This is a genomic window from Acidimicrobiales bacterium (assembly GCA_035294085.1).
In the GTDB taxonomy this organism is placed as follows: Bacteria; Actinomycetota; Acidimicrobiia; order Acidimicrobiales; family Bog-793; genus DATGLP01.
This window is the reverse complement of the sequence record DATGLP010000028.1, coordinates 21,405-37,462: the sequence shown is the minus strand read 5'-3', so window position 1 is coordinate 37,462 and position 16,058 is coordinate 21,405. Positions and strand designations below refer to the sequence as shown.

At 75.3% G+C, this 16,058-nt stretch carries 16 protein-coding genes; 14 read left to right on the top strand and 2 right to left on the bottom strand.

Features of this window, described 5'->3' with window-relative positions; all coding sequences use genetic code 11:
* Positions 1–311 precede the first annotated feature (311 nt).
* On the bottom strand, positions 312–716 hold the full coding sequence (locus VKV23_10570; GenBank protein ID HLI16477.1) for a hypothetical protein: 405 nt from the start codon (positions 714–716) through the stop codon (positions 312–314).
* 335 nt (positions 717–1,051) lie between these two features.
* Here VKV23_10570 and VKV23_10565 point away from each other — a divergent pair, with 335 nt between their 5' ends.
* From VKV23_10565 to VKV23_10535, 7 genes are all read left to right on the top strand, one after another.
* Positions 1,052–2,596: a S53 family peptidase gene (locus tag VKV23_10565; GenBank protein ID HLI16476.1), complete on the top strand. Its 1,545-nt coding sequence runs from the start codon at positions 1,052–1,054 to the stop codon at positions 2,594–2,596.
* Complete coding sequence (locus VKV23_10560; GenBank protein ID HLI16475.1) at positions 2,593–3,777, top strand: PrsW family glutamic-type intramembrane protease; 1,185 nt, start codon at positions 2,593–2,595, stop codon at positions 3,775–3,777. The genes VKV23_10565 and VKV23_10560 overlap by 4 nt, the downstream gene beginning before the upstream one ends.
* A complete protein-coding gene (locus VKV23_10555) occupies positions 3,774–4,580 on the top strand; it encodes a hypothetical protein (GenBank protein HLI16474.1) in 807 nt (268 codons plus the stop codon). The genes VKV23_10560 and VKV23_10555 overlap by 4 nt, the downstream gene beginning before the upstream one ends.
* 43 nt (positions 4,581–4,623) lie before the next feature.
* On the top strand, positions 4,624–5,772 hold the full coding sequence (locus tag VKV23_10550) for a zinc ribbon domain-containing protein (GenBank protein ID HLI16473.1): 1,149 nt from the start codon (positions 4,624–4,626) through the stop codon (positions 5,770–5,772).
* 27 nt (positions 5,773–5,799) lie between these two features.
* Positions 5,800–6,597 (top strand): hypothetical protein, encoded by a 798-nt coding sequence (locus tag VKV23_10545; protein ID HLI16472.1) that lies wholly within the window; start codon positions 5,800–5,802, stop codon positions 6,595–6,597.
* 98 nt (positions 6,598–6,695) lie between these two features.
* Entirely contained in the window at positions 6,696–7,586 is an 891-nt protein-coding gene (locus tag VKV23_10540) for a potassium channel family protein (GenBank protein ID HLI16471.1), read from the top strand.
* Positions 7,587–7,590: 4 nt separating this feature from the next.
* On the top strand, positions 7,591–9,954 hold the full coding sequence (locus VKV23_10535) for a hypothetical protein (protein ID HLI16470.1): 2,364 nt from the start codon (positions 7,591–7,593) through the stop codon (positions 9,952–9,954).
* Between the two features lie 30 nt (positions 9,955–9,984).
* On the opposite strand, the gene VKV23_10530 is transcribed toward VKV23_10535, so the two are convergent.
* Entirely contained in the window at positions 9,985–10,683 is a 699-nt protein-coding gene (locus tag VKV23_10530) for a zinc ribbon domain-containing protein (protein ID HLI16469.1), read from the bottom strand.
* A gap of 103 nt (positions 10,684–10,786) precedes the next feature.
* Between VKV23_10530 and VKV23_10525 the strand changes: the two genes are divergently transcribed.
* The 7 genes from VKV23_10525 to VKV23_10495 all read left to right on the top strand — a co-directional run bounded on the left by VKV23_10525 (position 10,787) and on the right by VKV23_10495 (position 16,047).
* On the top strand, positions 10,787–11,617 hold the full coding sequence (locus VKV23_10525) for an LLM class F420-dependent oxidoreductase (protein ID HLI16468.1): 831 nt from the start codon (positions 10,787–10,789) through the stop codon (positions 11,615–11,617).
* Positions 11,618–11,628: 11 nt separating this feature from the next.
* A complete protein-coding gene (locus tag VKV23_10520; GenBank protein HLI16467.1) occupies positions 11,629–12,048 on the top strand; it encodes a TIGR03668 family PPOX class F420-dependent oxidoreductase in 420 nt (139 codons plus the stop codon).
* Positions 12,049–12,131: 83 nt separating this feature from the next.
* Positions 12,132–13,016, top strand: a complete 885-nt coding sequence (gene ygiD, locus VKV23_10515; protein HLI16466.1) for a 4,5-DOPA dioxygenase extradiol — start codon at positions 12,132–12,134, stop codon at positions 13,014–13,016.
* A gap of 52 nt (positions 13,017–13,068) precedes the next feature.
* A complete protein-coding gene (locus VKV23_10510) occupies positions 13,069–13,539 on the top strand; it encodes a YbhB/YbcL family Raf kinase inhibitor-like protein (GenBank protein ID HLI16465.1) in 471 nt (156 codons plus the stop codon).
* Positions 13,536–13,769 (top strand): hypothetical protein, encoded by a 234-nt coding sequence (locus VKV23_10505; GenBank protein HLI16464.1) that lies wholly within the window; start codon positions 13,536–13,538, stop codon positions 13,767–13,769. Before VKV23_10510 ends, VKV23_10505 begins: the two co-directional genes overlap by 4 nt.
* 161 nt (positions 13,770–13,930) lie before the next feature.
* Positions 13,931–15,055: a hypothetical protein gene (locus VKV23_10500; GenBank protein HLI16463.1), complete on the top strand. Its 1,125-nt coding sequence runs from the start codon at positions 13,931–13,933 to the stop codon at positions 15,053–15,055.
* 98 nt (positions 15,056–15,153) lie between these two features.
* Positions 15,154–16,047 carry an FKBP-type peptidyl-prolyl cis-trans isomerase gene (locus VKV23_10495; GenBank protein ID HLI16462.1) on the top strand — a complete coding sequence of 298 codons (894 nt, stop codon included), beginning with the start codon at positions 15,154–15,156 and terminating at the stop codon, positions 16,045–16,047.
* The last annotated feature ends 11 nt before the right edge of the window (positions 16,048–16,058 follow it).

The following is a 16,058-nucleotide window of genomic DNA, read 5'->3' as shown; positions in this document are numbered from 1 at the left end:
CGAGTGCGTTGAAGCCGACCTCGAGACCTGGCCCGCCTCACCGGCGCGGTCGCGCCCGGAGGCACGACGCTCTCATCGGTCACGACGCGTCGATCCTCACCGAGGGCTACGGCGGACCTCCAGGACTCCTCGGTGCGTACGGGTCCGAGGGCATCGTGTCGGACCGCTCGCCGGCGGTCGCGGTGGAGCACGCCGGACGCGTCGTTCGGACCGTCGAGACCGAAGCCGGCGCGCGGCAGGCGATCGACGTCCTCGTCCGAGCGAGCCGGCCGAAGCAGACGCGCGAGGCGCCGGCGCTCTCGAGCGTCACGTCACGCCGTGCCGGCGGGCGCGCCCGACGGAGGCTGCGCCGATCCCCGTTGCGCGTCGGCCGCCTCGACGTCGCCGTAGAAACGGCGGTGCACCCACGTCGGCCTCCCGTCGCCGAGGTTGAGGCGCGACCACAGCGCGCCCGTCGCCGGGCCGAGCTGGGTCGTGCGCGGCAGGCGGTCGAGGACGCCCTTCGGGACCGTCTGGCGCCAGCCGGCGCGCAGCACGACGATCGCCCGGTCGGTCACCGCCACGATCCTGAACTTCGTGACGAGCAGCGTGAGGAACGTGAGGAAGGTCAGGTTCGGATTCGGGCCGGACTGCGCCAGGAAGACGTGCTCCACGCGCTCGCCGGGTTCGAGGAATCGCTGGACTCGTGCCGCCAGCTTCTCGCGCAGGGGCGCCATGGGCGGGAGCGTACCGAGTTGCGCCCGGCCTGTCGAGACTCTGCGGCAATCCTGCGAGGAGTGCTTGAACGACGATTGAACAAGGTGATTGAAGGAGGACGCGGCCGCTGGTATCGTGCCGACCGCTAGAGCCGGGCCGAGATCTGCGAGGCGCGGCCAGAGCTCTGGAGGGAGGGCTGCGTGGAGTCGCTCGTGGTCGCGACCGCGCTCCGGTGCGAGCGTGGCCGGCAAGGCGGCAGGGGGGTCGGCAGCCGTTCGAGTGCTGTGACCGCGACCGGTCACTGTCAGTAGGGATGCAGCATCCCACCCCGCGCGCTTCGCGCGCGCTCTGCGCGGTGCTCGTCGCGTTCGTCGGCGTCGCCGCCGTCCGCTCGAGCGCCGTAGCCCGACAGCACGCGCCCGCCGGATCGGCGTGGCAGCGCCTGCTCGCCACCTCCGAGGATCTCGGGCCGAGCCGTGCACGCGCGGCCGAGGTGCTCGTCACGCTGGCTGGGTGGCCGCCCTCGAGCGCGCGGCGCCTCGAGCGGTGGGCGTCGGGCAACGGGCTGCTGGCTCACTGGTTCCCCGGACAGCGGTGGGCCACGCTGAGTGGTCCGCCGACCACGCTCGGTGTCAAATTCGGCGTCTCCGTGCACGATTTCTCGGCTCGCAGCGGAGAGCGCTTCTACGCCAGCCTCCAGGCCCCGAAGGTGCCCCCCGCACTGCACAGCGTGCTCGCGGGGATCGGGCGGATCAGCTCCTACAGCCGACCCGTCACCGCCTACGTGCCCGACGGTGGCCTCACGCCCACGGGCCTCGACCGCGCCTACGACGCGACGCCCCTGATCCAGCGGGGGGACCAGGGCCAGGGCGAGACGGTGGTCTTCTTCGAGTTCACGCCCTTCTCCCAGGCCGACCTCAACCAGTTCGCCAAGAGGTTCGGCCTCCCGCCCTTCGACGTCGCCACGGTCAACGGCATCGCTCCGGGCGGGTCGGGCTCGCTCGGGGAGGCCGACATGGACATCGAGACGGTCCACGAGATCGCCCCCCGCGCGAGGCTCGTCTACTACAACATCGGTGACGTCGGGACGGCCACCGACGCGCAGTTCTCGGCCGCGCTGGCCTCGGCCTTCGCCGACGCGGCGCGGCGGTTCCCCGGCGCCGTGTGGAGCCTGAGCCTCGGCAGCTGCGAGCAGGCGGTGTCGAGCACGGACCTCGCCGCGATGGACGACGCGGTGGCGAGCGCGGAGTCGACCGGGACCACGGTCTTCGCGTCGAGCGGCGACACCGGCGGCTCCGACTGCGGCCAGTTCGGGGAGGACTCGGTGTCCTCGGGCAAAGGAGTCTGGTACCCGGCGGTGCTCCCGGCCGTCACCGGCGTCGGCGGGACGTCGCTGAGCGTGACGACGAGCGGCGACTACCTCGGCGAGACGGTGTGGTCGATGCCGATGATGTCCCAGGGATCCGGTGGCGGCGTCTCGACGGTGATCCCTCGCCCCTCCTGGCAGGTCGGGACCGGTGTGGGGCAGTCGCCGTACCGGGAGGTGCCCGACGTCTCCGCCGTCGCCGACCCCACGACGGGGAACGCGATCGTCGTCGGCGGGAGCGGCGAGACCGGCGGCGGGACGTCGCTCGCCGCGCCGGTGTGGGCCGGGTTCACCGCGCTGATCGACGAGTACCTCGCGGCGTCGGGCGCCAAGCCGATCGGCTTCGCCAACCCGGTCCTCTACGAGCTCGCCAACGACCACCGCCTCTCGCCGCCGCCCTTCCACGACGTCACCGTGGGGAGCAACGACTTCTACGCCGCGGGGCCGGGCTACGACCCGGTCACCGGGCTCGGCTCGCCGGACGTCGCCGCCCTCGCGCAGTACCTCCTCCAGATCGAGCGGGGTGGAAGATGAGCGACGCGATCCCGTCCCTGCCCGAGCTGCCGACGGTCGTCTGCCCGCACTGCGGGACGGTCGTGCCTGCCGGCCACTTCTGCGGCAGGTGCGGCGCACACCTCACGCACCCCGGTGGCGCCCAGGCGCAGGCTCGCCGCGCCCATGCGTACGCGGCGGCCCCCGACGAGCCGATCCTGCGGCTGTCGGTCGTCACCTCGCTCTTCCCCCACCTCAGCCGGCGCTCGCTCGCGCCGTTCCGCATCGCCGTCGGCACCATCGGCCTCCTCCTCCTCGTCCTCGCCGTCGCCGGTCTCGAGGTGCCGCTCGTCGCGGTGAGCGCGCTCGGCATCCCGCTCCTGTTCCAGCTCTACGTCCACGAGACCGGCCACTACGGCGACGACGCACTCGTCGCCTCGCTCGTCACGCTCGGCCTCGGCGGCGGCCTCGGGGTCGCCTGGGCCGAGCTCGGCGGGCCGTACGTGGCGCGAGCGCTGCTGCCCGCCCTGTCGGCGTCGCTCACGAGCACCGAGTCGCTCCTGGCGGCAACCGTCGTGCCGATCGTCGGTCAGCTCCTCATGCTCGCCCCGCTCGCCGTGATGGTGCCTCGCCGCTCGCGCCACCCCGAGTCCCTGGACGGCTTCGTCATCGCGGCGTCGGGCGCCCTCGGCTTCACCTTCGCCGCCACGATCGTCGACCTCGCGGGTCGGCTGCCCGGCGGCATCCTCGCCCACGAGCCGGTCACCGCCACCCTCGCCGAGGCGGCGATCCGCGGCCTCGGCGTGCCGCTCGTCGGCGCGCTCGCCACCGGGATCGTCGGTGCTGCCGCCTGGACCCGCCGAAGCGCCCGCTCGAGCGCCGGCGGACGCTGGCTCACCTCGCCGTTGGTGGCCCTCGCCGTCGCGCTGGCGGTCGACGTCGGTCTCGGGTTCGCAGATCTCGCCCGGCTCGGGGACCTCGCCCTCATCGCGGTCCACCTCGGCGCCATCGCCACCTTCGTCGTCGCTGCCCGCGTCGGGCTCCACCACCTCCTGTTGCACGAAGACCACGACTTCGCGGTGGGTCCACCGGTCGTCTGCCCGAGCTGCCACCACATCCGGCCGGCGATGCCCTTCTGCCCGCAGTGCGGGGTCGCGACCCACGCCACGGCGAAGGCGCACCGCCGCCACGAGCTCGCGCGCATCGGAGCGGGCGAGCCGTGAGCACCACGACGGGGCCCACGCCGGGCGGCTGGCGGCTCGCCGTGCCCGGTGCGAGCGCGGGGACCTGCGCGTTCCCGGCGGCCGCGCCCGACCGGGTGGACGCGACCGCCCGCCTGCGCCACCGGCGGCTCCTCGCCCTCCTCCTCGGCGGCCTCGCCGGCTTCGTCGGCCTCCTCGTCGTGGTCGCCGTGCTCACCCGCCTCGGGCCACCGATGACCTGTCGGCAGCTCGTCTGCGGTGTCCACGCGCCCGTCGGCAGTCCCGTGACGAGCGGCACGCTCTTCGTCGACCCGAGGACGGGCTTCTCCGTGCGCTACTGGCAGGCGTCCTCGGTCTCGACGAGCGGCGGCGTCCTCCAGCTCGACTACGAGAACGGGGCCGGCTTCCCCGACAGCTCGACGCCGGCTGGCACCTACCGCGGCGAGCTGCAGTTCGCGGCGATGAAGACGGCCACCTCGCCCGACCAGGTCGTCGCCGACGTCGCCAACCAGATCGCGCCTGGGGCCCAGCTCGCCTACGTGGTGCCGAATGCGAGCGTCGGCTACCAGGCGGGGTACGGCGCCGCCTACGACTACTACCCGAACTCGGGCGCAGGGAACGGGCAGCGGTTCCGGCTCGTCGTGCTCGCCGCGGTGCGCGCCGGACTCGCCGTCGTCGTCGTCGCCGACGGGCCGTACGTCGACTTCAGCCAGCCGGCGCTCGCCGGCTCGATCTACCACCCCGCCATCGCCGACGTGTTCCCCGCGCTGTTCGCCGACCCATCGATCGACAGCGTGCTGTGGCCCGGCGAGCGCGCGCCGTGACCGGGGTCTCGTCGATGCCCACCCACCCGAGGGAGATACGCCCATGACCTGTCCCCGCTGCTCGACGGCGAACCCCCCTGCCTCCCGCTTCTGCCACCGCTGCGGCGAGCCGCTCGGGTCGTCGCGGGCGCGCGCCGCGCACTACGCGGCGCACCCGGCCGAGCCGGTCCGCGCGCTCGCGCTCGTGAGCACGCTCTTCCCCCACGTCTCCGGCCACCGCCACGCCGCCTACCGAGCCGCGCTCGCGCTCGCGCTCGTGGCGACGATCGTCGCCGGGGCGTTCGGGGCGCTCGCCGTGGCCCTCGTGTGCGCGGCGATCGCCCTCCCCACGGTGGTGCTGCTCTACCAGCACGACCACGACGTGTGGATCGACGTGCGCCCGGCGCTGCTCGGCGCCGTGTTCCTGGCGGCGCTCGGCCTCGGGATCGGGACCGGCATCCTCGCCGTCCACTGGGGCACGCCCTCGCTGCTCACGAGCATCTCCCACGACCTGCCGCCCGCCGGCACGGTCCTCGAGCTCGGCGTCGCGCTCCCGGCCATCGCCGCGGCCATCCTCGGGGTGCTCACCCTCGGCCTGCTGCGCCGTCCAGCCTTCGCCCACGCGGTCGACGCGGTGAACTTCGGTGCCGTCGTGGGGACCGCCTTCTCGCTCGGCGAGAGCGTCGCCATCCAGCACGGCGCGTTCCAGTCGATCGGCCTGTCGGCGACGAACCCGGCCCAGGACACGCTGGTCGCCATCACCCTCGGTCTGGCCAAGCCGGTGCTCTACGCGGCCGGCACAGCCCTGATCGCGCTCGGCCTGCTCGGCCGGCGCGGCGCGAGCCGGCGCCTCTGGGCCTCGATCACCGGGCTCGCGCTCATCGTGCTCTTCGACCTCGAGGTCGTCCTCCTCGCGCCCTACGGGGGGCGGGGCGTGACCCTCAGCTTCCTCCTCACCGCAGTCCTCGCGGCCGCTGGCCTCGTCGCCGTGCGCGACGCCGTCCACGGTGCGCTCGTCGACGAGGCGATCGACGCGGTGCGCCAGGGACGGGGCACCCTCGTGCGCTCCGCCGCCGGGGACGTCTGCGAGAACTGCGGGATGCCCCTGCTCGACGGGGCGGCCTTCTGCGTGGCCTGCGGGGTGTCCGTGGCCACGCTGCCCAAGGGTGCCCTCCGCTGGTCGGCCGCGCCGGCCCTGGCCGAAGACCGCTAGCCCACGACACGACGAAAGGTCGGGACCATGACCACCACCTCGACGCCTCCCCCGGTCGACGCGAACCCCGCGGCCACGCCCCCGCCGCCGCGGCACGAGGGCGCGAAGCTCTCCCCGCGGACCCTCGCGATCGTGACCGCGGTGATCGTGGTCCTCGCCGGGCTCGTCGTCTACCTGGGCTTCCTGCGCGGCGGGCCGACGAACGCGGCACCCGTGGCCAACCTGCCGACGACGCAGGCCACCTCGCCCCCACCCAGCGCGCCCCCACCCAGCGCGCCGCCGACCACTGCGCCGCCGCCCAGCGCGCCGCCGACCACTGCGCCGCCGACGACCGCACCGCCGTCCACCTCGCCGGCGCCGGGTGGCTCGTCGGGAGCGATCCCGCTCGGCAACGGCGTGGCGCTCGTGCTCGCCAGCGGGTGGTCGGTGGCGAACCAGGGACCGCCGCTCGTCCTCACCTACGCGAGCCCGCAGGCTGCGTGCCTCGTCAACCTGGACCAGTCGAGCGCCTCGGACCCGGGCGCCGCCCTCGATGCGGAGCTCCAGTCGCTCAGCGCGATCACCAACGTGACGATCACCGGGTCGACCGGCGTCCAGCACCTGGGCGGGAACGTCAACTTCCAGGCGGCCATCGCCCAGGGATTTACCGGCACGCTGTCCACCAACCAGGGGACCCAGCCGGTGGCCGGGGAGTTCTTCGATCTCCTCGACGCCCAGACGGGGGCGAACGCCTTCGTCGTCGCCTTCTCCGACTCGGCGAGCGACTTCAAGAGCGTTTCCTCCTCGGTCCTGCAGATGGTGAACTCACTCCTCCAGCCGGCGTGACGTCCGGACGCCACGTCCAGGAGACGCGCGCGCGCTGAGGCGTGAGGTCCGTGGCGGTGCAGCGGGGCGCGGCGTTCGAACGACCGTCGGGCTCGCCCGTGAGCACGCCGGGTGAGGTCGCGGCGCGCGCGTACCTCTACGAGCGCGTGGAGCGATCGCTCGACCTCCCGATGCTCGTGCTGTCCCTCGCGCTCGTCCCCCTCCTCGTCGTCCCGGTGGTCGAACCGCACCTCGCGCCGTCGGTGCGCAGCTGGTTCGACGTCGGCGACTACGTCGTCTGGGCCTGCTTCGCGCTCGAGTACGGCCTGCTCCTCGCGCTGGCGCCCGACCGGTGGCACTTCGTGCGCACGCACGTCCCTGACCTCCTGCTCGTCGCCGTCCCGATCCTGCGCCCGCTGCGGATCGTGCGCACGGCGCGGGCGCTGCGCCTCGATCGCCTCGTGCGGACGGGCGCGAGCGTCGCCTCGGCGAGCGGGCGGTCGCGCCACCGGCTCGCCGCGAGGACCGCCGCCTGGGCCGGGCTCGTCACCGCTGGCCTCGTCCTCGTCGGCTCGCTCGTCGAGCTCGACTTGGAGCGGGGAGCGCCGCACGCCACCATCACGTCCTTCGGGGACGCGCTGTGGTGGGCCATCGCCACGGTGACGAGCGTCGGCTACGGCGACCTGTTCCCGGTGACTCCCGCCGGACGGGCGGCGGCGACCCTGCTCATGGTGGCGGGGGTCGGCCTGCTCGGCACGGTCACGGCGAGCCTCGCCGCCTGGCTCGTGCGAGCCGAGGAGCGAACCGGCCCCGAGGCGGAGCTTCGCGCCGAGGTCGCGGCCCTGGCGAGCCTGGTGGGCGAGCTGCGCGACCGGCTCGCCCGCCTCGGGGGGGAGGGGGCCGGGCTGCGCTCCGCCGTGGCCGAGCCCGAGACGACGGTGACAGGCGAGGCGTCGGCGCGCAGCGGCGAGCAGGTCGCCGGGGGGACCGGCGCGCGAGAGGAGTGGTAGGCGCGTGGAGCGGGAACGGGTCGCCGCGCAGCTGCGCGAGGAGGGTGCCGAGCTCGTCGAGGAGGCCGAGGCGCTCGAGGAGCACGCCGCCGTGTCGCTGCGGCGCCTGTTCGCCGACCGCCGACTGTCGGTGCGCACGATGGACCGGCCGCTTCGCGTCGCGAGCGCCGGGGCCCTCGCGGCCGTGCTCGCGACCTGCGCCTTCGTCGTCCTGCGCGACGTCGGGGGTGCGGGCGTCCCGCTCGGCACGTCGAACGGCGCCCCGACGATGATGGCGACGCCGGTCTTCGTCGCCGTGCTCGCGCTCGTCTCGATCGGCTTCGGCTACGTCTTCACGGCGGTCGCCACCGCGAGCGCACGCGTCGCCGTGCCGACGATGCTCCTCCTCCTCTTCCTCGTCGGCCTCTACACGGGTTCGTTCGGCCAGCTCATCGGCGGCCTCGACCTCATGGCGACCCTGCCGCGCTGGGCACCCTGGGTGGCGCGGGGGCTGCTCGCCGTCATCCTCGCCCTCGCCCTCGCCGTCCAGGCGCTCGAGGCGCGCGCCGGGCGCGCCCCGGGTGCCCGCCGGGCGCGCCTCGGGCTCCTCGCCGCCTTCAGCCTCCTCACGGCCGGGTACTTCTTCTCGCAGCGCGTCGCCTCGCCGACGATCGGTGGGCTCAACCTCTTCGGGCCGGTGATCTCGCTCATCCTCGGCTTCCTCGTCTTCTTGATGTACCCGATCCTCCAGGTAGCCGCCGTCGACTTCGGCGAGTGGGGCGAGCTCGTCGGTCGCCGGCTCGTGTCGGTGGCAGGCTCCTCGACGTGGCGCCTGTGGCTCCTGGCGGCCGCGACGGCCGCGGCGACGAGCGTGCTCGGCGGCTTCGAGATGGCGGCCGGCGGTCCGCGCTGGCCCGAGCTCGCCCTCCACGCGCTGCGCGGCACCGTGCTCCTCGGGGTGGTGCTCGCCGGGACGGCGGTGATCGGGGTGCTCCTCCGGGCTCGGGCGCGGCCGAGAGAGCTCTCGTTCGCGACGCTCGTGGCCGTCTCGGCCGTCTCGGCCGTGCTCGTGCCCCCGTTCGCCCTCTGGCTCGGCGGCGGGCTGTCGCACGTCGCGGCGCCGAGCCTGACGACCCCGTCCGGCACCTTCGCAGCGGGAGCCGACGTCGTCGTCGTCCGCGCCGGCGTGGGCTCGACCGCGTTCAGCTTCCAGGTTCCTCGCGGGTGGGCGGTGCGGCGGCTCGGGGACGCGGCGGTCGTCGTCTCCAACTACGACGGAAGGGGCGGCTTCGAGCGCGTCCTCGCGCTCGAGGTCCCGGTGCCCGCCGACCTCCCGCTCATCGCGCGCACGCTGAAGCTCGACGCGGGGCCGGCGCGCGTCGTCGGGCACCTCGAGGTGGCCGACTTCACGGCGGCCGCGCTGCGCGGCGTCCTGTGGGTCGAGCCCTTCGACCGGCCGACGCCGGGTACCTACGTGATCGAGGCGCAGGTGCACGGCGGCTTCACCCTCGCCGGCGCGCGTCCGTTGTTCCTGGCCGTCGTCCACTCCTTCCGAGGCTTCGGCGAGCGTCCGGCCGCGCTGCCCCCGCCCGCCGAGACAGCCTCGAGCCAGGCGTCGCAGGACAAGCAGCTCGCGCTCGACACGGGCCTCACCGCCGCCCTCGCCGCCGCCGCCGTCGCGCTCGTGGCGCTGCGCCGACGGCGTGCGGCGCCCCAGCTCGTCGGGGGGGCGCTCCTCCTCGTCCTCGTCGCGCTCTTCGACGCGGCGGTGTTCGCGACGGACATCGGCCACTACCTGTTCGGGGCGCACGTCCACCTCCCCTCCCTCGACGTCGCCGGGACCGTGTTCGGCTGCGGGGTCCTCGGCCTCGGGGTCCTCGCCGTGGCGAGAGCCGCGGGGTGGGGCGCCGGCGCGCGCGGGCGCCGCCTCGTCGCGGGCGTCGTGGCGCTCGAGGCCGCCGTGGCCGCCCTCCGGTGCATGTACTGGCTCTACGGGCGCGCGCTGTCCGCGAGCCGCATCAGCATCTGGGCCGCGATCGTGCTCCTCGTCGCGGTGACCTGGGACGTCGCGATGTCCGGGGAGTCGCTCACGAACCGGTCCACGGCGCACCTGCCACGGGCGACGCGCCTGCTCGCCGTCTACGGCTACGCCATCCTGCTCGCCGGCAACGTCCTCTTCTACTCGGCGGAGAAGGTCACCGCCACGGGCCGCGCCGCCGAGTCGCTGTTCGAGCCGGAGGCCATCACGCAGGACGCCCTGTTCCGCTTCGCCCTCCCGGTCCTCTTCCTCGTGCTGCTCTTCGAGGTGGCAGGCGACGTCCTCCGCCGCCAGGCGACGGCGCGCGCTCCGGCCGGCCTCGAGGCGGGAGGAGCGCCGCCCGGGGGCTGAGAGGGACCGGAGCGGGAGGGGGGCAGCGCCTCAGCCGGGCGCGTCGAGCGGTGCGCCGCACGACGCGCAGACGTCGCCGGAGCCACGCGGCGCGTGGCAGGCCGGGCAGTGGCCGGTCGCCGTGGCGGCACGCGCGGCCGGTCGCAGCGCGCCCGGTGCCCGGCGGAGAGCCCTCGCGTTGCCGGCGAGCGCCGCGAGGCCGGCGAGGAGGCCGAGGTAGGCGCCGAAGGACCACGACGTTGCCCCGGGGACGGCGACGAAGGCGATCAGCAGGAGCAGGGCGTTGAAGCCCGTGGCGAGGGCGACCGCCTGGTGGTGGGGGAGGGGGAGCCGGACCCGCACGGACAGGGCACGCCCGGCGAGGTAGGCGAGGAGGGCGAGGTCGACGAGGAGCACGAGGTAGGTCCAGGCGTGGCCGCTCAGGACGCTCTCGCTGTAGGAGGTGGACGAGAAGCTGTCGAACCAGCTGTACCACGGCAGGAAGAGGGCGAGGAAGGCGACGAGCGTCGCGGCCGCGACGACCAGGTCCCCGAGCGTCCACCGTCGCAGGTCGAAGCGGAGCGCACCGGTGCCGCCGCTGGCCGCAGCGGCGTCCCTGCCCTCGCCGGTCGTCGGCGCTGCAGCGCCGCAGCCCGGGCAGAAACGGGCCGCGATCGGCAGCTCGGCACCGCACTGCGAGCAGAACAATGCATCCCCTCTGGCGTAGAGCCTGGTGGAGTGTAGCTGCACGGCACGTGATCGCAGTGGATTGTGCGCCGAGCGACCAGACCCAGGGCGCAGTCGCTAGCCTCGGCCGCGCGCGTCCGGCGCGGTAGCTCGCACAGGAGGCCCCATGGACTTCGGCGTGGCGATGTTCCCGACTCACGACGCCATCGACCCGGGCTCGCTCGCCCGCCTCGTCGAGGAGCACGGGTTCGAGTCGCTCTTCTTCCCCGAGCACACCCACATCCCGGCGAGCCGCCGCACGCCGCCCCCCGCCGGTGGCGAGCTGCCCCGGCGCTACGCGCACACCTTCGACCTCTTCGTGGCGCTGACGGCAGCGGCGGCAGCGACCAGCAAGCTCCGCCTCGGGAGCGGCGTCTGCCTCCTCGTCGAGCGCGACCCGATCATCACCGCGAAGGAGGTGGCGAGCGTCGACGTGCTCTCGGGCGGGCGTCTCGAGTTCGGCGTCGGCCTCGGCTGGAACCGGGAGGAGATGGAGAACCACGGCACGGACCCTCGCCGGCGCCGTGCCGTGCTCGCCGAGCGCGTCGGTGCGCTGAAGGCGATCTGGACCGAGGAGGAGGCGAGCTTCCAGGGCGAGCACGTGTCCTTCGAGCGCATCTGGTCCTGGCCGAAGCCGGCGCAGCGGCCGCACCCGCCGGTCCTCGTGGCGGGGCGCGGTCCGACGGTCGTCGAGCGCGTCCTCGCCTACGGCGACGGGTGGCTGCCGAACTACGCGTCCGAGGGGATCCTCGAGCGCGCCGAGGAGATCTGGGCGAAGGCCGAGCGGCCGATCGAGTGCACCCTCATGTCCGCCCCCGCCGACCCACGCGTGCTCGAGGTCTTCGAGCGCGCCGGCTTCCGCCGCGCGGTGCGCTGGCTGCCTTCCGCCGGCAGGTCGCGAGTCGAGGCGGAGCTCGAGCGCTTCGAGGCGGCGATCGCCGAGCTGCACGGCGAGTAGGCGGCGGCGCCGTGAGCCCGGCCGAGGCGCGGCGGCGCTTCGCGACGGCGCGGGTCGCCCGCCTGGCGAGCGCCGACGCGTCGGGGCGCCCGCACCTCGTCCCGGTGGTCTTCGCGCTGGCCGGCGACTGCATCTACAGCGCCGTCGACGCCAAGCCGAAGCGGTCCGCGTCGCTGCGCCGCCTCGCCAACGTCGCGGAGAACCCCGCGGTCGCCCTCCTCGTCGACCACTACGAGGAGGACTGGTCGGCCCTGTGGTGGGCGCGGGCGGACGGCGTCGCCCGCCTCGTCGACGCCGGCGCCGAGGAGGGCGCCGGCGCGCTCGCGCTCCTCGCCGCCCGCTACCCCCAGTACCGCGAGCAGCCGCCGCCCGGCCCGGTGCTGGCGGTCGACGTCCGGCGCTTCAGCGGCTGGTCGGCGCGCGTCGACTGAGCGGGTGGCTGGCGCCGGCCCGGTACGGTGGAGCTCGACGCGGCGGGCGGCGCCGGTGGGTTGGGGGAGGACTGGTGGACGAGGTGACCAGGCCGCGGCGGCAGCCGGCTGCCTTCCTCGGGCACGGCAGCCCGATGAACGCGATCGAGGAGAACCGCTACACGGCCGCGTGGCGCGCGCTCGGGGCGTCGCTGGAGGCGCCCCCGCGCGCCGTGCTCGTCGTCTCGGCGCACTGGTACGTCGACGCCACAGCGGTGACGGCCATGCCCCGGCCGCGCACGATCCACGACTTCTACGGCTTCCCCCCCGAGCTCTTCGCGTTCGAGTACCCGGCGCCGGGCGCGCCCGAGGTCGCGGAGGAGGTCGTTGCGCTCGCCCGCCCCGCGCGCGTCGGGCTGGCGCGCGACGGCTGGGGGCTCGACCACGGCGCCTGGGTGGTGCTGTGCCACCTCTTCCCGAAGGCGGACGTGCCCGTCCTCGAGCTCTCCGTGAACGCCCTCGAGCCCCCCGAGTACCACCTCGAGCTCGGGTCCCGCCTCGCGGCGCTCGGCGAGCGCGGCGTGCTCGTGCTCGCGAGCGGCAACGTCGTGCACAACCTCCGCGCGCTCGCCTGGCGGCGTCCGGAGGCGGCGTTCGACTGGGCGCTGCGCTTCGACGAGGCGGCGAGGGCCGTGATGACCCAGCGCCCGAGCGAGGCGCCCGGCCTGTCGGCGCACGCCGACTTCCACCTCGCTGCGCCGACCCCCGACCACTTCCTCCCGCTCCTGTACGTCGCGGGGATCGCCGCGGCCCGTGGCGAGCGCGCCGAGGTCCTCGTCGAAGGCTGCACGATGGGATCCCTCTCGATGACCGCCTACACGGTCGGGGTGGCGGGCGCCCCGGCCGGGGCGGCCGGCGAGGCCGGCTCGTCGCCGCCCGACAGCGACGGCAGCGGCGCCGGTGGCGTGCCGCCCGGGGCGCTAGGTTGAGCGCGCGCCCGCCGGCCAGGCGGTGCCGCCGCTGGGACGAGGGGAGGGTGTGATGGCCGAGCAGACGCTCAGCGTGACGAGCCGGCAGTTCGCCGACGGCGGCGTGCTGCCGATGTCGGCGGTCCACACGAGCGCTGGCGGGGAGAACCGCAGCCCACAGCTCGCCTGGAGCCCCGGACCGGCGGGGACGAGGAGCTACGCGCTCACCTGCCACGACCCGGACGCGCCGACGGGCGTGGGCTTCAGCCACTGGGTCCGCTTCAACCTCCCTGCCTCGGTGCTCGAGCTGCCCGAGGCGGTCGGCGCCGAGCCCGGGATCGACGGCCTCAACGACTTCGGCGAGCGCGGCTACGACGGCCCGGCGCCGCCGCCCGGGCCCCCGCACCGCTACGTCTTCACCGTCTACGCCCTCGACGTCGACGCGCTCGAGGCCGGGGAGCGGACGACCTACGCGCTGCTGCGCTTCCTCGTGCGTGAGCACGTGCTCGCCAGCGGGACGCTTACGGGGACCTTCGGCCGGTGACGGGGCTCGAGCCCCCGGGCGAGGAGGAGCGCGCCGACGAGGCGGTCGCCGGCGTTCCCGGGCTCGACGTCGAGCCGGAGGTGCCCGAGGCCGACGCGCTCGAGCAGCTCGAGCCGGTCGCCGAGGAGGCTGCGCCGCCGTGGCCGCCCGCGATCGCCGCCGAGGTGCCCGAGGCGGACGCGCTCGAGCAGGCGCGCCCGGAGCCCTACGACGACGAGGAGCTCCGCTAGCGCTCGCGCCGGGCAGGTCGCGTCGTCGCAGGCCGGCCGGTCGGTACGAGGCTCGGCCGGCGCAGCCCCTGGCGGCGCGGGCCGAGCCGGTGACATCCTTGGCTCGGCGCGGCCCCGCCGACCGGTGCGGGCGGCGGTGGCCGGTGGCAGGGAGGTTCGGCATGGATCGAGTGACCGACCAGACGGCCCCGCCAGGCGGCGCCCGGCTCGACGCGGCGCACGCCCGGCCCCTCGGGGGGGCGGCCTTCCAGCTCGGCTGGCTGCTCGCCGACCTGTGCGGCCCGCTCCTGCACCGGGGAGGGGCGCCTCGTCCCGGCCTCCCCGGCCTGGAGGACCTCGCCTCCGCGGAGCGGGTGCCCCTCGCCCTCGAGCAGGTCGACGGCGAGCTGGCGAGGATCGCACCGGTGCTGCGCGTCGAGCTCTCCACCGACGACCTGCGCCGCGCCTGGGCGGACCAGCGCGGCTTCGTCGGCGCGGTGCGCGAGCTGTACCTCGCCCTCCTCGCCCGCCTCCTCGTCGACGAGCCGAGGCTGGCGAGCGCCTTCAACCTCGGGCGCTACCTCCACGACCTGTGCTGGGGCACGCTGTCTGTGGGCGACTTCGCGGCGGCGTTCGGGCCCCGGCAGGCGGTCCTCGCCACGAGCTGGCTGCAGGACGCGGACCCGCTCCTCGCGCCTGGCGCGGCAGCTGCGGTCGCCGCCTCCCTGGCGCGCTGGCGGGAGCGCTTCGCGGCCGGCCCGGGGGCGGTCGCGGGCGGCGACATCGTGGGCGACGACGTCGAGTCCCTGCGGGCGCAGGGCGAGGTCTGGCGCTCGGTCCTCGCGGGGGAGAAGCCCGTCGGCCGTCTCGCCGGACGCGCGCACCTCGCCGAGGCGGCGAGGGGCGCGCTACGCCGCTCGGCTGCGGTCGTGCGCGAGGTCGCGCTGCGCTCGGCGGCCGAGCTCGCCGTGCTCGGCGCGCTGACCGGCTACCTGCTGTACGTGGCGGCGAGCGACGCGGCCGGCGCGGCCCGCGTCCTGGCCTCCCTGCTCGTCGCGCTCGTCGGGTTCGGCGCGATGGGCCGCCTCGTCGCCGGCCGGACGCGTCGCCTCGGCACGTCGCTGTGGGCGATCGACGAGGCCGACGCCTGGGCCGCGGCGATCACGGTGCTGCCCGGCCGGCGGCCGGCACCGCCGTCGCGGCCGGTTCCTCGCGCCGAGGTGCGCGAGCGGCCGGTAGCCGGCGAGGACGCGCCGACGCTGCCGATCGCCTTCGGCCCGAGGGACGACCCCGGCGCGCACGGCTGAGCGCCCGTCCGCCCGCCGCCGAGGCCGCGCCGAGCCGCGTGGAGGCTAGGCTGGCTGTCTTCCCGCCGACCGCCTCCTCGCCGACCGAAGGTCCCGCCGTGCGACGCATCGCCCTCCTCCTCGTCCTCGCCCTCGTCGCCGGCCCGCTCGCCGCCTCGGTCGCCGCGGCCTCGCGTCCGCCCGCGCTGCCGTCCGTGCACGGTGGATTCGGGCACGCGCCGACGATCAGCTTCCCCAGGGCGGCACCGCCCGCCTCGCTCGAGGTGCGGGTACTGCGGGACGGGACCGGCGCGCTCGTCCGGCGCGGCGACCTGGTCGTCGCCAACTACGTCGGGCAGATCTGGCGCGGCAAGGTGTTCGACTCGTCCTTCGGCCGGCTCGCGGCCGCGTTCCCCATCGGCGTCGGCCAGGTCATCCCCGGCTGGGACCGGGCGCTCGTCGGGCGGCGCGTCGGCAGCCGTCTCCTCCTCGTGCTGCCGCCCGCCGACGGCTACGGCAAGGCCGGCAACCCGCAGGCGGGCATCACCGGCAGCGACACGATCGTGTTCGTCGTCGACCTGCTCGCCACCTACGGCCGGGGGGCGGGCGCCGACCCGCGCGCGGTCTTCCTCGCGCGCTCTGCCCACGGCGTGACGGTCACGGGCCGGCCCGGCAAGGTGCCCACGGTCTCGGTCGCGCGCGACGCCCCGCTGCCGAGGGCCGTGTCCGTCGCCGTGCTCGACCGGGGCCACGGGCGCAAGATCGTCCCCGGGCTCGTCGTCTTCCAGTTCGTGGCCGTGAACCTGTCGAGCCGCAAGGTGGCGACCTCCACCTGGAAGACGGGCATCCCCGAGGATGCGCCGGTCGGCGATCCCGCGCAGCCGAGCGCCCTCGACGTCCTCGCCGGCGTCCGGGTCGGCAGCCGGGTCCTCCTCGAGATCCCGAAGAGCTCGTCGAACCCCCCCTACGCCCTCGCGATCGACATCGTCGCCGAGCCCGCCACGCTCGGCTGACGCTCGTCGTC

Bases quoted from the DNA above. Each gene is read 5' to 3' on its own strand.
- VKV23_10570 (HLI16477.1), bottom strand. From the start codon at position 716: ATGGCGCCCCTGCGCGAGAAGCTGGCGGCACGAGTCCAGCGATTCCTC.
- VKV23_10560 (HLI16475.1), top strand. From the start codon at position 2,593: ATGAGCGACGCGATCCCGTCCCTGCCCGAGCTGCCGACGGTCGTCTGC.
- VKV23_10550 (HLI16473.1), top strand. From the start codon at position 4,624: ATGACCTGTCCCCGCTGCTCGACGGCGAACCCCCCTGCCTCCCGCTTC.
- VKV23_10545 (HLI16472.1), top strand. From the start codon at position 5,800: ATGACCACCACCTCGACGCCTCCCCCGGTCGACGCGAACCCCGCGGCC.
- VKV23_10525 (HLI16468.1), top strand. From the start codon at position 10,787: ATGGACTTCGGCGTGGCGATGTTCCCGACTCACGACGCCATCGACCCG.
- VKV23_10510 (HLI16465.1), top strand. From the start codon at position 13,069: ATGGCCGAGCAGACGCTCAGCGTGACGAGCCGGCAGTTCGCCGACGGC.
- VKV23_10500 (HLI16463.1), top strand. From the start codon at position 13,931: ATGGATCGAGTGACCGACCAGACGGCCCCGCCAGGCGGCGCCCGGCTC.